13 protein-coding genes are annotated in these 14,113 nt (G+C 41.4%); 5 read left to right on the top strand and 8 right to left on the bottom strand.

Going from position 1 to position 14,113, the window contains the following annotated elements; genetic code table 11:
* Positions 1 to 35 precede the first annotated feature (35 nt).
* Complete coding sequence (locus tag LVD17_RS18210; RefSeq protein ID WP_233760439.1) at positions 36 to 284, bottom strand: permuted SH3 domain-containing protein; 249 nt, start codon at positions 282 to 284, stop codon at positions 36 to 38.
* Positions 256 to 1,287 carry an HlyD family secretion protein gene (locus tag LVD17_RS18205; RefSeq protein WP_233760438.1) on the bottom strand — a complete coding sequence of 344 codons (1,032 nt, stop codon included), beginning with the start codon at positions 1,285 to 1,287 and terminating at the stop codon, positions 256 to 258. The genes LVD17_RS18210 and LVD17_RS18205 overlap by 29 nt, the downstream gene beginning before the upstream one ends.
* 312 nt (positions 1,288 to 1,599) lie before the next feature.
* Here LVD17_RS18205 and LVD17_RS18200 point away from each other — a divergent pair, with 312 nt between their 5' ends.
* Complete coding sequence (locus LVD17_RS18200) at positions 1,600 to 2,994, top strand: sigma-54-dependent transcriptional regulator (RefSeq protein WP_233760437.1); 1,395 nt, start codon at positions 1,600 to 1,602, stop codon at positions 2,992 to 2,994.
* A complete protein-coding gene (locus LVD17_RS18195; RefSeq protein ID WP_233760436.1) occupies positions 2,984 to 4,333 on the top strand; it encodes a sensor histidine kinase in 1,350 nt (449 codons plus the stop codon). The genes LVD17_RS18200 and LVD17_RS18195 overlap by 11 nt, the downstream gene beginning before the upstream one ends.
* A 43-nt stretch (positions 4,334 to 4,376) precedes the next feature.
* On the opposite strand, the gene LVD17_RS28720 is transcribed toward LVD17_RS18195, so the two are convergent.
* From LVD17_RS28720 to tsaD, 6 genes are all read right to left on the bottom strand, one after another.
* Positions 4,377 to 4,460 (bottom strand): hypothetical protein, encoded by an 84-nt coding sequence (locus tag LVD17_RS28720; RefSeq protein WP_370688834.1) that lies wholly within the window; start codon positions 4,458 to 4,460, stop codon positions 4,377 to 4,379.
* Between the two features lie 330 nt (positions 4,461 to 4,790).
* Complete coding sequence (locus tag LVD17_RS18190) at positions 4,791 to 5,303, bottom strand: HNH endonuclease (protein ID WP_233760435.1); 513 nt, start codon at positions 5,301 to 5,303, stop codon at positions 4,791 to 4,793.
* Between the two features lie 49 nt (positions 5,304 to 5,352).
* Positions 5,353 to 6,144: a C40 family peptidase gene (locus tag LVD17_RS18185; RefSeq protein WP_233760434.1), complete on the bottom strand. Its 792-nt coding sequence runs from the start codon at positions 6,142 to 6,144 to the stop codon at positions 5,353 to 5,355.
* A 6-nt stretch (positions 6,145 to 6,150) separates the two neighbouring features.
* On the bottom strand, positions 6,151 to 6,618 hold the full coding sequence (gene smpB, locus LVD17_RS18180) for an SsrA-binding protein SmpB (protein WP_233760433.1): 468 nt from the start codon (positions 6,616 to 6,618) through the stop codon (positions 6,151 to 6,153).
* A gap of 77 nt (positions 6,619 to 6,695) precedes the next feature.
* A complete protein-coding gene (locus LVD17_RS18175) occupies positions 6,696 to 7,094 on the bottom strand; it encodes a thioesterase family protein (protein ID WP_233760432.1) in 399 nt (132 codons plus the stop codon).
* A 4-nt stretch (positions 7,095 to 7,098) separates the two neighbouring features.
* On the bottom strand, positions 7,099 to 8,103 hold the full coding sequence (tsaD, locus tag LVD17_RS18170; protein WP_233760431.1) for a tRNA (adenosine(37)-N6)-threonylcarbamoyltransferase complex transferase subunit TsaD: 1,005 nt from the start codon (positions 8,101 to 8,103) through the stop codon (positions 7,099 to 7,101).
* Positions 8,104 to 8,115: 12 nt separating this feature from the next.
* Between tsaD and LVD17_RS18165 the strand changes: the two genes are divergently transcribed.
* The 3 genes from LVD17_RS18165 to LVD17_RS18155 are packed head-to-tail and all read left to right on the top strand — an operon-like array spanning position 8,116 to position 14,029.
* The gene (locus LVD17_RS18165; protein WP_233760430.1) at positions 8,116 to 12,714 is read left to right on the top strand and encodes a translocation/assembly module TamB domain-containing protein; all 4,599 of its coding nucleotides are present in this window, start codon (positions 8,116 to 8,118) and stop codon (positions 12,712 to 12,714) included.
* Positions 12,701 to 13,582: a DUF2279 domain-containing protein gene (locus LVD17_RS18160; RefSeq protein WP_233760429.1), complete on the top strand. Its 882-nt coding sequence runs from the start codon at positions 12,701 to 12,703 to the stop codon at positions 13,580 to 13,582. Before LVD17_RS18165 ends, LVD17_RS18160 begins: the two co-directional genes overlap by 14 nt.
* A gap of 48 nt (positions 13,583 to 13,630) precedes the next feature.
* The gene (locus LVD17_RS18155) at positions 13,631 to 14,029 is read left to right on the top strand and encodes a type III secretion system chaperone family protein (RefSeq protein WP_233760428.1); all 399 of its coding nucleotides are present in this window, start codon (positions 13,631 to 13,633) and stop codon (positions 14,027 to 14,029) included.
* The last annotated feature ends 84 nt before the right edge of the window (positions 14,030 to 14,113 follow it).

Raw genomic sequence — 14,113 nt, 5'->3', positions numbered from 1 at the left:
ATTTACCGACACAGGTCGGTTTTGACCTTTTATTTTTATTGCAATACAAGTACTTCGTTGTCTCCGAAATTGTCGTAGCTGGAGGTAATCACGCGATCGCCGGGCTCCAGGCCTTCCAGTACTTCGAAGTGTTCGGTGTTTTTCCTTCCCAACCGGATATTTCGCTTCTCTGCTTTAGTGCCATCTTCACTGACCACAAATACCCAGTTACCTCCCGTATCCTTATAGAAACCACCTACAGGTAGCAGCAATTCTTCAGAAGACTGACCGAGTTCGATTCTCAATCTCAGGGATTGTCCCCTTTTTTATCCCCTCAGGCGCTTCACCGTCAAACTCCATGTCTACTTCAAACCTGCCATTGGTAATCGTAGGATAAATATACGTTATTTTCAAGCGATAATCCTTGCCGGCAAAGGTTGTAGTTGCGCTAAGTCCTGTTGAGATTCTAGGCAGATAGAGCTCGTCTATAGGTACTCTTACTTTGTAGCTTCCCACTTTATCCACCTGACCTAGTCTTTGGCCCGGATTAACAGCCTGACCTTCAAATAATGGCTGTGTAGATAACTGACCTTCGATAGGTGATTTGATAATCAGGTTGTCCAATATCTGGCCTACGCCTTCAAGGCTCTGTGTCATTCTTCTTTCGGAAGTATTGAGCTGACCAAGCTGTCTAATCCTGGAAATCGAGTCATTTCTGTAGCTGGCATAGGTGATTTCCCTTCTTTTGAGGTTATATTCATAGTCTGCCTGAGTCTGCTCAAACTCTTGCTTGGAGATAAGCTTTTTTTCAAACAGCATCTTTTGCCTCTTGTACTGCGGCTCAAGTTTCTCAATTTGATTATCGATTAAAGCCAGCGTTTGCTGTTGCTGAAGGTCATTTTGCTCCAGTTGCAGCCTTGTCTGTCTGAGTCTGTTTATACTTTCATTCAGACTCGCCTCCTGTGTTAACACACTTAACTCCCTGTTGAGGTTCGAAAGTTCAACAATTAAATCACCTTTATTCAGCATGGCACCGCTTTCGGCATGGACCTTCTTGATGGTTCCACCTTCAATGGCATCCAGGTAAAAAGTGACACTTGGCTCTACAGTACCTGTCTGCGGTATAAACTCAAGAAAGACACCTCGCTTAACATTAGCAATGGTTAATTTTTCCTTTTCCACATTCAGGCGGGACCTTCTATCGGCAAAAAATAGCAGGTATGCCATAAATCCTACCACGGCTACTGCACCAAGTATGGTTGCAATGCGCTTAAAAGTCCAGGTCTTCTTTTTAATTTTTCTATCCATTCGGAGTATCAGTTAACATCGGTTTCTTCAATTCGAAATAGCTTTTGCCAACAAGTGTGCCAAATCAATATCAGGAGTGTAAAAGGGCCTCAGCTTGTTTTTAGCAGTCCGCCAACGTTCATTCATGAACGTGACCGTCCGCCACCGAACATTTTTTAACATCACTGTTTAGGAAGGTTGATTTTTTTTATTTAACATAAACCCTCCAAATAAAACGGATTACACTGATTACAACGAATTATACTTTTCAGCACCATAAACGGTATCAACTTTGTCTGATACTGAGACGGTTAAGCTCATAAATAAATACACATGGTAGAAAAGAACAGCAAAACAGGAAAAATACTGATAGTAGACGACAATGAAGATCTTTTAAAAGCAGCCAAAATTTTTCTAAAAAGACATTTTCAGCAAGTAGATCTGGAAAAGAACCCGGAAGCGATACCTACTCTGCTCAATAACGAAAACTATGACGTAATCCTGCTCGACATGAACTTCACGAAAGATGTGAGCAGTGGTAAGGAGGGCTATTACTGGCTGGAAAAAATACTGGAAACTGATCCTTCGGCGGTGGTGGTACTCATCACTGCCTATGGCGATGTGCAAATGGCTGTTAAAGCTATTAAAGCCGGAGCCACTGATTTTGTGCTCAAGCCATGGGAAAATGAAAAGCTGCTTGCCACACTGTTCTCTGCCATGAGATTAAGAGAAACGCGGCTCGAGGTAGAAGATCTCAAAACAAGGCAAAAAGAAATCAACCGGCAGATCAACAATAAGTACCATGATATTATAGGCCAAAGCGCTGCAATACACAAAGTATTTGAAACCATAGACAGGGTAGCTGCCACAGATGCCAATGTGCTGATCCTGGGTGAGAATGGCACGGGGAAAGAGTTGGTAGCCAGGGCAATTCATAAAAATTCTGGCAGAAAGGATCAGGTATTTGTCAATGTAGACCTTGGGTCCGTAAGTGAAACACTCTTTGAAAGCGAACTGTTTGGTCATAAAAAAGGTGCATTTACAGATGCCAAGGAAGACAGGTCCGGCCGCTTCGAGGTTGCAAACGGGGGAACGCTCTTTCTTGATGAAATTGGCAACTTATCCATGCCCCTGCAGGCCAAGTTACTCACAGTACTCCAAAACAGGAAGGTGAGCCGCGTAGGGTCCAACAAAGAAACCAATATTGATATTCGCCTGGTATGTGCCACCAACATGCCGTTATACGACATGGTCAAGGAGAATAAGTTCAGACAGGATTTGCTTTACAGGATCAATACCATTGAGATCGAACTTCCACCACTCAGAGACAGACTGGAGGATATACCTTTACTAGCCAATCACTTCCTTGAGCATTACAGCAAAAAATACAACAAACCAGTGAGTAAGATCAGTGATGCAGCCATTAGCAGAATGCAAAAACATAGCTGGCCGGGCAATATCAGGGAGATCCAGCATGCCATAGAACGGGCCGTAATTATGAGCAACTCACTGGTGCTTCAGCCCGAAGACTTCAACCTGAATGCCCAACCCCACGCTACTGCGGAAGGTGACAACGTCATGCTGGACCAATTTAAGCTAGAAGATGTAGAAAAAATACTGATCCGCAAGGTGCTTAAGAAATACAATGGTAATATTACACAGGCAGCGTCAGAGCTTGGGCTTACGCGCTCATCATTGTATCGCAGACTAGAGAAATATGGGCTTTAAAGATTTCCGGCTTCGTGTAGCGTTCAGGGTGGTCCTTATCGGTATCACCATGTCGTTGTTTGCGTACTCTGCTCAATATGAAAAAATGATAATTACCACGGGCCTGCTGGTCATCGTGATCCTTATTGAGCTATTTGAGCTGTACCGTTTCATATCCAGGACCAACAGGAAGCTTACCAGGTTTCTCGAGTCAGTTAAATATTCCGATTTTGTATCAGGCTTCTCTGCTGATAATAAATTAGGGCAAAGCTTCAAAGACCTTAACCTTGCTTTTAATGAAGTACTCGAGGCATTTAGAAAGGCCCGTGCGGAAAAAGAAGAGCATCTGCAGTACCTTAATACCATCGTTGAGCATGTGAGTACAGGCCTGATGTCTTTTGATGATGAAGGTAATGTTGGCCTCATGAATGCCACCGCAAAAAAATTCCTGAAAGTCGACAGGCTTCGTAATATAGACGAGCTGATAGAAAAGCAGTCAAGGCTCTACAAAGCACTGTTTGATCTGCCACCAGGCAAAAGTACACTCTTCAGGATTGAGGGTGACATCCAATTGGCAATACATGCCACAGAGCTTATCCTGAGAGCCAAGAAACTCAAGCTTGTTGCTTTGCAGAACATTCAGCCAGAACTCCAAAAGAAAGAGTTAGAAGCCTGGCAAAACCTGACTAAGGTACTTCGCCATGAAATTATGAATTCTATCACTCCCATTGCCTCACTGACTTCAACTATGAAAGACATACTCATTGAAGATCTGGATGAGGTCAACGGAAAGTATGAGCTAAACGAGGAGGCAGTGGAAGACTTGCAAGATGGCTTGGGAACTATTGAAAGCAGAAGCCAGGGGCTTATCCGGTTTATTGATGCATACAGGGATTACACATCTATACCGCTTCCCAAAATAAGGCCTGTCAAGATAGCTCACCTCCTGGAGCACGTTTCTCAACTCATGAAGGTGGAGCTGCGACGCGCCAAAATAGACTTCTCCTGCGAAATGAGTCATCCAGAATTAGAACTCAATATAGACGAAGAGCTGATCGAGCAGGTACTGATCAATTTATTGAAAAATGCTATTGAAGCCGTTGAGGAAACAGAAAACCCGTGTATTGAACTTAACACACACACTAATATGGAAGGTGGCACTAAAATCACCGTTACTGACAACGGACAGGGAATAATTATGGAAGCCCTTGATCAGATATTCATTCCCTTCTATTCTACAAAGAAAAGAGGATCAGGAATTGGCCTAAGCCTCTCCAGACAGATCATGCAGCTACACAATGGCACACTTACTGTGGAATCAGATCCTGAAAAGTTTACTACTTTTACATTATCTTTTTGAGGATTGGGCCGGTACCCAACTGAAAAGCTACACTTCCCGATAATTAAGTATCTGAACCAATGAATATTTTCCTGCCATCTGCATAAGCTTTACCCCAATTGTAAAGGCTTTGCAGGATCGGAACCAAACCCAGACCTTTATTAGTCAGGACATACTCACACAAACAGAGGTAGTACTGTTAATTTCCTTTTTCACCAGGGTCAAATCTTTTCCGGTTCCTTTAACTGCCTTGCCAAAACCGTTTCCCAAATACTTGCCAATCTCTTTTGCAACAAATAAAAATTGCCTTGCGATATAGAGTAAATAATTTGAGATTTCGCAGCAACGGCCGAGTTTAACTAGCAAGCCTGTAGAGTATCTTTTTTCGTATTTTAATCCACACTTATTTGAAGTATAAGACCCGGTAAGTAATCGGGTTAATGGCTAGTAATAAATGATACCTTTTTCAGGAACCCTTTCAAACAAAACTCCTCTTCCCGTTCAGATAAGGCTTCCACTCGTCACAATGGAAGCCCGAAAAGTCCCTGAGAAACATCACATAGGTAGGCCGGAAGGGCTTTATGCGTAATTTAATCCCTGCTTCATCTGGTGTATTATCTCCTTTACGTGCATTACATCTTTTACAAGCAGTTACGAGGTTATTCCAGGCTGATCTTCCCCCTTTAGACCTGGGTGTAACATGATCCAGTGTGAGCTCCCGGTCGGTACCGCAATACTGGCAGGAGAAGTTATCGCGCTTGAATACATTTTGCCTCGTAAGCGCCACTCCTTTATAAGGGACATTAACATATTTGGTGAGCCTGATCACCGAAGGCATAGGAAAGCTCTGGGATACAGAGTTTATTTTGTATCCATTAGCAGCCTCTACCAGCTCAGTTTTTCTGAGATAGGTCAGTAAAAAAGCACGCTGAACCGTGCAAACCGATATGGGGCTGTTGTCCTGATTCAATACCAATACCTTGCGGTTCATCCTATTAAGATAAACCCAATCTGGTTTTAAAACAAAACCGCCTATAAAATTATTCTTTAATGACCCTTCTGAGCGTTGAGAAGATATGCGTCACCTGTCCTGACTGCGCATCCACTATGCCTCTTGTGTCCAGGTTGTCGATCCTGACTCTGCCCGAGGCATGGATAATCTGACCATCTTCCAGCACAATACCCACGTGTGTGATATTTCCATTTTCTCCTGAAAAAAACGCAAGGTCCCCGGGCATACTTTCATCCGTAGAAGCTACAGCCACTCCGCTACGTACCTGCTGAGATGCATCACGAGGCAAAGCATAGCCGCATATACGGAAAACATTCTGCACCAGGCCTGAGCAGTCTATTCCAAACGGAGAGCGACCTCCCCAGGCATACGGAGCATTGAGATACTTCTTGGCTATCTGTTTAAGATATTCATATTCCCGTTTCTGGCTCAGACTTTTGCTATCGCCGTTAAAAGCCAGCTGCTCTTCCATTTTAAAGAGTTCGTTGGTGGATATAGGCAGAATACTGCCAATCACTATACTGATATGATGCTTATTATAAAGTATGCTTGAAGTCAGGTCAGTGCATATCTTGTAATCCGCACCATTGATTTGGTTGAAATATGCTTCAGAAATGGCATAATGTTGTTTTACATCTATCCAGCCTATGTATTTATCAAAATACATTTCTATTCTCAACCATTTCCTGTCTTCCGAAACCTGGTTAATCGTATAATGGTCGCCAAACAATAGCTGTGTAACCTGTTCTGATTTATCACTGGCATGCGCCCTCACCGGAATTACACTCAGGCGGCAAATACCTTTCTCATCTATTTCCATAGCAGATTAGTACTTAATACGTTCAAGTTCGCGTTTAACATCTTTTTCCTTGATGCTGTCTCTTTTGTCATGAAGCTTCTTACCCTTGGCAACCGCTATTTCCAGCTTAGCCAGTCCACGATCATTAATAAAAAGACGTGATGGTATAATGGTCAATCCCTTTTCATTAATCTGACTTTCCAACTTCGTAAGCTCTCTTTTATGCAACAGCAGCTTTCTTTCACGGGTAGTCTCATGATTATAAAACGATCCCTGAGCGTAAGGAGAAATATGAATTCCTTTAACGTAAAGCTCTCCCCGGTTGAAATAGCAATAGCCATCCATCAGGTTTACCTTACCTTCTCTTATTGATTTTATCTCAGTACCCTTGAGGGCAACTCCGGCCACATACGTGTCCACAAACTCATATTCATGTCGAGCTTTTCGATTCTTTATATTAATATTATTTGAAAATCTTGACTTTTCTTTCGCCATAGTGGTTCAAAGGTAGAGAATGTTTATTATTTTAAAATTATAGAAGTCGTGATTTATGAGATTTTTTAAATCACATATTATACATCTGCTGCCTTCTCAAATATTTCTTTAATCTTCTTTTTAGGCAGTACTTTTTGACCGGTCACTCCTTCGGCAACCAGTCTGTCACCCACACGTGCAATGTATGAACAGAGCAACTCATTTTTCTCAATGCGCTCAACAGTAGCTTCTATGCTTAATGTTTCTCCAACAAACGCAGGACCTTTATGGTTTATTTCCAGCCTGGTACCAATCCCCTCCTCCATTTCCTCTTTCATCTCCAGCACAAAAAGGCGGGTAGACCATTCTATCTCCCGGGCCAGGGCAAAAGTTGAACATACCTCGTGCACTACTTCATTATGAAAAGCAGCAACATCCTGTTTTGTTATCCTGACCGTGTACTTTTTTTTATCCCCGGGTTTAAAAATCGCTTTCATAATTTCAGATTTTCATACGCGCTTCCGGGCTAACGTCCAGCGAGCTGAAATGCCCCGTGAGGTATTTATAGTGCGCCGCCATAGCAATCATCCCCGCATTATCAGTACAGTACTGAAAATCGGGTATATATACATTCCAACCTTTTTCGCTGGCCAGGTTTGTAAGCTCAGTTCTTAAACCACTGTTGGCCGATACACCTCCGGCAATTGCTATTTCCTTAATTCCTGATTCATTGCTTGCTCTTTTTAACTTCTGCATCAGCATCTTTACCAGGCTGTGCTGAAGGCTCGCACAGATATTATTGACGTTTTTATTAACAAATTCCGGGTCTTTCGCTTTATTATCTCTTAAAAAATAAAGAAATGCGGTTTTAATGCCACTAAAAGAAAAATTAAGTCCTTGCATCTCCGTTTCGGGAAATTCATAGGCCAACGGGTCACCCTCTTTAGCATATTTATCAATAAGCGGCCCTCCGGGATAAGGAAAATCCATGAGCTTGGCACATTTATCAAATGCCTCTCCTACGGCATCATCCTGCGTCTCACCAATCACCTCCATTTCAAGAAAATCCCTCACTAAAACTATTTGTGTATGCCCACCACTAACTGTCAGACAGAGAAACGGGAACCTTGGCTTAGGATCATCAATAAAATGTGCCAATATATGGGCCTGCATATGGTTGACCTCAATTAGAGGTATATTCAGTCCCATGGCCATCGATTTGGCAAACGAAGTGCCTACAAGCAAGGCCCCTAACAACCCGGGGCCACGGGTGAATGCCACCGCATTCAGGTCATGTTTGGTTATGCCGGCATGGTCCATGGCCTCCTTTATAACAGGTACAATATTTTGTTGATGAGCTCTGGAAGCTAATTCGGGAACTACTCCTCCATATTTTTTGTGTACTGATTGCGTTGCAATTATATTATTGACTACTTTGCCATTTTTAATAATTGCAGCGGATGTTTCATCGCAAGATGATTCTATGGCAAGTATGGTAGGCTTCATTGTTTTTAAATTTTGGCGCAAGTTATTAAAAAACGTATTGTTAAGGCAATACTTTGGTTCATACTCTCTGTTTTCTTTTTATTGGCCCTTGTCGCGGGTGCAATACAGGTACCATACGTCCAGACCAAAATAGTCAATTACCTGTCCAAACACTACTCCGGCATAACCGGTTACAATATTACCGTTGAACATGTGGCGATCAATTGGTTTGATCTTGTTGATGTTGAAGGACTTAGAGTGATTGACCCTGAAGGTAACAGGCTCATCTATACCGGAGAGATAGAAATTGACTTTAATATAAAAGCCGTACTCAATAAAGAAGATCACAATATCGATGACATAGTCATTAATGACGCACATGTTTACCTGACCAAGATCACCATTGATGATACAGTAAAAACTTTAAATATCAATGAGCTGATCAGAAGGCTTAAGGCGCGCATAAGAAAACAGACCAACAAACGCCAGTATCTTTCTCTTGATCACCTCACGCTTAAAAATGCCACCTTCACTTACTATGATCAGGACCGTGACTCTATTAAAAATGGTTTTGACTATTATCATTTTACTTTAGATAGCATCAATGGAGAGTTTGTCAACCTGAACTCGGTAGCAGATACACTAAACCTGGAAGTTTCATCCCTGTCAACCATCGACAGAGTTACCGGGCTCGATATTAATCATCTCACCACGTCGTTCAGTGTCAGTCAAAGTGCCATGAAGTTTGAAGGGCTAAACCTCAAAGTCGGCAATAGTGTGATTAAAGACACCGTAATATTCAGGTATAGCAGTACCCTGGATCTCAATGAATTTAATACTAAAGTTAATGTGGAGGCCAATTTTGATCAGACTACACTGCACAGTCATGATCTGGCTCTTTTTGCACCTCCTTTTAAACAATTCAATGAATACTACTGGTTATCAGGAGATTTTAAAGGCAAGGTCAGTTCATTCACACTGGACAACGCATACCTCAGGTTTGGTGAAGGCACTGCGCTAAAAGGACGGATACGAATGTCTGGATTACCCGATTTCCAGGAGACATTCATCAACTTCGACCTGACCAACTCCTATGTGCGTATCGAAGATCTTAAATACTACTTAAAAAGCAAAACCTACAAACACCTTGATCCTTTTGAAAGGATTAGTTTCAACGCTAAGTTTCTTGGCTTCCCTAATGACTTTGTAGCAAAAGGTAATTTTTACACCGACTATGGCCTGATAAGCTCCGACATAAACCTCAAACTTGAAGAAGATGTAACCCGCTCCACATACAGTGGCACTTTGCATATGGATAACTTTAATCTGGGCGGTTACACTAATAATAAGATATTTGGCAATGTATCTGTAAGAGGAGAGATAAAAGGTTCAGGGGTTACGCTGGAAGATGCCAATTTTGCTTTGAAAGGTCAGATCGATCATATAGAAATAAACAATTACAGGTATGCAGACATCAGTACCGATGCCGAATTTGCCAAGGAGTTTTTCAAAGGATACCTCAGCATCAATGACCCTAACCTCAAGCTCACTACCACAGGATCCATTGATTTACGCAAGGACATTAACCTGTTCAATATTAAAGCCGATCTGGATACGCTTTTCCTCAAGCCACTTAACCTTTCCAAGGATGAGGTTTTTATAAGAAGCGAAATTGATGTCAACGCCAGAGGACTAAAAATTGATAGTATCATTGGTATAGCTAATCTCAAAAATTCATTTATCCGCTATAAAGATAAGGAGCTGGCCATAGACACCCTAAGCATCTCCTCGCTCAAAAAGGTGGATGAACGGCAACTGCTTCTTGAAACTAACCTACTGAACTTTGAAGCCAGGGGTGTTTTTGACTATACCATTGTTTATGAAGACCTCAAGCGACTTTTCTACGAATATAAACTCAATTTGAAGAACGATAAAGATGCACTCACTCAATATTATAAAGGAAAAAAGGGCCATACCTACAAAGATTATACTCTCGACTACACTCTCCATGTAAAAGATCCGAATCCAATATTTGACCTGGTAGCTCCGGATCTGTACATATCACCTTTAAGTACTGTATCCGGTAATTTTACAGGTGGTTATACCTCAATAATCTCAATGGATACAAGAGTAGACACATTGGTCTATAAGAATGACAAGTTTTATAATGACGAACTACAACTTAATATTTCCAAAATAGCTGATAGTACGAGTGTACTCGCCATGGTATATGTTGCTTCTGAAAGACAATGGATAGCTGATATAGAGACTAAAAACCTGATTTTTGAAGGAATCTGGAACAACCGTCACATTGATTTTGAGTTTGATATAGACCAGGTCAAATACGCCAATTATGCAAGGTTGTTTGGCTCCATAGATTTCCTTCCTGATGAAACGCATATCAGCCTGCAGCCATCGGACCTTCAGATCCTGGATAAAGAGTGGCTGATCGAAGATGAAAACCTGATCACGATAAAGGGTACTGAAATTACTGTAGAACAGCTCAGGGTGTACAATGAGCAGCAAAGTATAGCTTTAAACGGTATGATCTCAGAGTCTGAAGACGCTAAGCTAACCCTTAATGTTGATAGTCTGAAACTGGAAAACATTAACACCATTCTGTCGAAAGACCTGTCTGGTACCATGCATGGATATGCCGATATCAGCAACTATTACAATGATATGCATGTACAAAGTGAGATATCAATAGACCGGTTTAAAATTGACAACTTCCTGGTTGGGGACATCTATGGCACCAATATTTGGAATGATACCCAAAAACAATTTGACATGAGCTTTTCCGTAAACAGGAAAAAGGGCAAGATCCTGACATTGAAAGGCTATTATGCGCCAGCCAAAAATGAAGAGAACCAACTCAAAATGAGAGCATTCCTCGACAAAACAGAGCTAAACATACTTGAACCGTTCATCGATAGCTATTTTACTCAGCTTAAAGGTACAGCATCCGGAGAATTGTTTATCTCAGGGACTCCCTGGCAGCCTGTAATTGAAGGTAAGGGAACTATAGATGATGGTTTCATTCACATCAATTATCTGGGCACAAACTATAAACTAAGTGGTGACTTCTATTTTGAAGATAATAAGATCGGTTTCAAACAAATGAATGTGACTGATAGTCAAAACAGTACAGGTTCTCTATCCGGCGCTGTTACCCATCAGAATTTCAGAGAGTTTTTTATTGACCTTAATGGGCAGTTATCAAACTTCATGGTCTTAAATACGACCAGTAAAGACAATGACCTTTTTTATGGTACAGGCATAGCTTCGGGTACTATAAACCTTATCGGCCCTATCAACAATATGAATATCATTGCTCAGGCCAAAACAGAAAAAGGAACACGGATTTTTATTCCAATCGGAGACTCTGAGAGTATTGAACGTGAGGAGTATATCAATTTTGTAAATTTTAAAGACTCTACAAATACAACTATAAGCGAGGTCGGCAAGGTCGATCTCAGAGGTTTAAAACTGGATTTCGACCTTGACATAACCCCGGACGCGTATTGTGAAATAATCTTTGATATAAAAGCCGGAGATATTATCCGGGGAAGGGGTAACGGAGATATCAAACTCCAAATTGACACTAAAGGTGAATTTAATATGTTTGGAGACTTCAATATACAGGAAGGGGGGTATAACTTCACGCTTTATAACATCATCAATAAAGAGTTTGAAATACTCCCCAACAGCAAGATTTCCTGGTATGGTGACCCTTATCAGGGTATTCTGGATATTAATGCCACGTATAACCAGCTGGCCTCATTTCTACCTTTACTTGTACAGCAGGAGGCTGACCAGGTTTACGAAGATGTGGTTGAAATCAAAAGAAAGTATCCGGTTAAGGTATTTTTGGACATAGACGGCCCGCTACTATCTCCCGCTGTCAATTTTGATATTACTACGAGTAACCTTCCCCGTAACATAAAGGTTGCAGATCGTCCGGATGTGGATCTGGAGTTCGAATTTTTAAAATTCAAGAATAGTATCGATGAACAAGAATTAAAACGACAGGTATTCAGCCTCATTGTATTAAGACGTTTTAGCCCGCTTCAATCTTTTAATACGGGTGGTTCCATTACAAGTAGTGTAAGCGAGCTACTTTCTAACCAATTGAGCTATTGGGTAACCCAGGTAGATGAAAACCTTGAAATAGACTTCGATGTGGACTTCGACCAGTTAGATGAAGAGGCCTATAACACTTTTCAATTGCGCCTGTCATATACCTTTTTAGACGGGCGCTTACGTGTAACACGTGACGGAGGTTTTACCAACCAGGAGAACAGAACGGACATCTCCAGTGTAGCGGGTGACTGGACATTGGAATACCTGCTGACACCTGACGGTAAATTTCGGGCAAAAATGTATAACCGCACCAATTACAATCCAATAAACCCTACGGAAGAAAACCAGAACACCATAACAACCGGCTTTAGTATTATCCATACCCAGAGTTTTGATGAATTAAAAGAGTTGTTTCAGAAAGGAAAAGAAAAGGGAGCTCAGGAAGATGATGAACAGGAGAATGGAGAAAAGGGCGGGGATGAAAAAGACGATGACCCAAACACCATGAATAACCGGGAGGGAATAAAAGATGAGGATGAAATTGAATAGGTTTATTGCTCTTCTTTCCCTTCAGTTGATATTGATAATCTCATTACAGGCCCAGACTGACAGTACATTACAAAAAAAGAGGTTGAAGCCATTAGTAATCACTTCAACAATAGCATATGCAGGCTCGTTGGTAGCTCTCAATCAATTATGGTATGCTGACTTTGAAAGGGAGTCCTTTCACTTTTTTGATGATTCCCGGGAGTGGAAACAGGTGGACAAAGCTGGCCATGCATATGCTGCCTTTCATATCAACTCCGCAGGCTATGAAGCACTGAGATGGGCCGGCTTGTCTGAAAACAAGTCCTTAACCTATGGAGCCCTTTCCAGCATAGTGGTACTCTCTTCCATAGAAGTCTTTGATGGTTTCTCAAGTGCCTATGGAGCCTCTTATACTGACCTGACCGCAAATACCTTCGGCACTATACTATTTTACGGGCAAAAGAAATTATGGAAGGATATTCGAATTCAGCCTAAATTCTCATTTCACCGTACTGACTTCCCGAACCACCGCCCTGAAACACTCGGTAAAAACCTTCAGGAAGAGCTCCTCAAAGATTACAATGGCCAGACCTACTGGTTGTCATTAAATCTATCAAAGTTTAACTCCTTTCGAAACTTTCCCAAATGGCTGAACCTCGCAGTTGGATATGGTGCGCATAACATGATATACGCCACCGATGCTGGTAACGTCGAATTTGGCCTTACCCCAAAAAGGCAGTACTACCTGGCTATTGACTTTGACTTCAGCGAGTACAAATCGGAATCCAGCCTGCTCAATACAGTGCTATATGTACTTAACATGGTACACTTACCGGCGCCTGCCCTGGAGTTTTCAGACAGCAAATTTAAATTCCATTATATTTACTAGTGGCCGATATTTTTTATAAATTGATATAGAAACTAAAACTTAATCGTTATGGATCTTAATGCTTTTATGCAAAATTATTCCGATGAAATCGGTGGGCAGTATTCAGAGTATGATAGCAAAACATCTATCATTATAGTACCATTGGCTGATGATCGTTTTCAAACCGTACTTGGCAAGTTAAACCATAGCCAGAGATATGACCGATTGGGAATTGAGTTTATATCCAAAGTATGTGAGTATGAAACAGACATGGATTTGAAGGCGTTACTTGAAGAAAACGCTAACCTCAACCACGCTAAATTCGCGATCGCGGAGGGTTTTATTAACGTAGAGGCATCAAGCTTTGTAGATACTGCCACAGAAGAGGTCCTAAAAGAAATTATACAGGAAGTGGCCAATGTGGCTGACGAATATGAATATAAACTTACTGGTGAAGATGTTCATTAACCACACCTACAGTACATAGCAAAAAAGCCCATTTGAATCTAAATGGGCTTTTTTATTGTTTACATATAGTTAATGAATTAGCTT

This window comes from Fulvivirga ulvae, from assembly GCF_021389975.1.
Taxonomy (GTDB): Bacteria; Bacteroidota; Bacteroidia; order Cytophagales; family Cyclobacteriaceae; genus Fulvivirga; species Fulvivirga ulvae.
The sequence above is the reverse complement of the archived record's forward strand: the minus strand, read 5'-3'. Positions and strand labels throughout refer to the sequence as shown.

What these genes read in the sequence shown, in the direction of transcription:
- LVD17_RS18205 (WP_233760438.1), bottom strand. Translation starts at nt 1,287, where the DNA reads ATGGATAGAAAAATTAAAAAGAAGACCTGGACTTTTAAGCGCATTGCA.
- smpB (WP_233760433.1), bottom strand. Translation starts at nt 6,618, where the DNA reads ATGGCGAAAGAAAAGTCAAGATTTTCAAATAATATTAATATAAAGAAT.
- LVD17_RS18190 (WP_233760435.1), bottom strand. Translation starts at nt 5,303, where the DNA reads ATGAACCGCAAGGTATTGGTATTGAATCAGGACAACAGCCCCATATCG.
- tsaD (WP_233760431.1), bottom strand. Translation starts at nt 8,103, where the DNA reads ATGAAGCCTACCATACTTGCCATAGAATCATCTTGCGATGAAACATCC.
- LVD17_RS18155 (WP_233760428.1), top strand. Translation starts at nt 13,631, where the DNA reads ATGGATCTTAATGCTTTTATGCAAAATTATTCCGATGAAATCGGTGGG.
- LVD17_RS18160 (WP_233760429.1), top strand. Translation starts at nt 12,701, where the DNA reads ATGAAATTGAATAGGTTTATTGCTCTTCTTTCCCTTCAGTTGATATTG.
- LVD17_RS18200 (WP_233760437.1), top strand. Translation starts at nt 1,600, where the DNA reads ATGGTAGAAAAGAACAGCAAAACAGGAAAAATACTGATAGTAGACGAC.
- LVD17_RS18195 (WP_233760436.1), top strand. Translation starts at nt 2,984, where the DNA reads ATGGGCTTTAAAGATTTCCGGCTTCGTGTAGCGTTCAGGGTGGTCCTT.
- LVD17_RS18175 (WP_233760432.1), bottom strand. Translation starts at nt 7,094, where the DNA reads ATGAAAGCGATTTTTAAACCCGGGGATAAAAAAAAGTACACGGTCAGG.
- LVD17_RS18185 (WP_233760434.1), bottom strand. Translation starts at nt 6,144, where the DNA reads ATGGAAATAGATGAGAAAGGTATTTGCCGCCTGAGTGTAATTCCGGTG.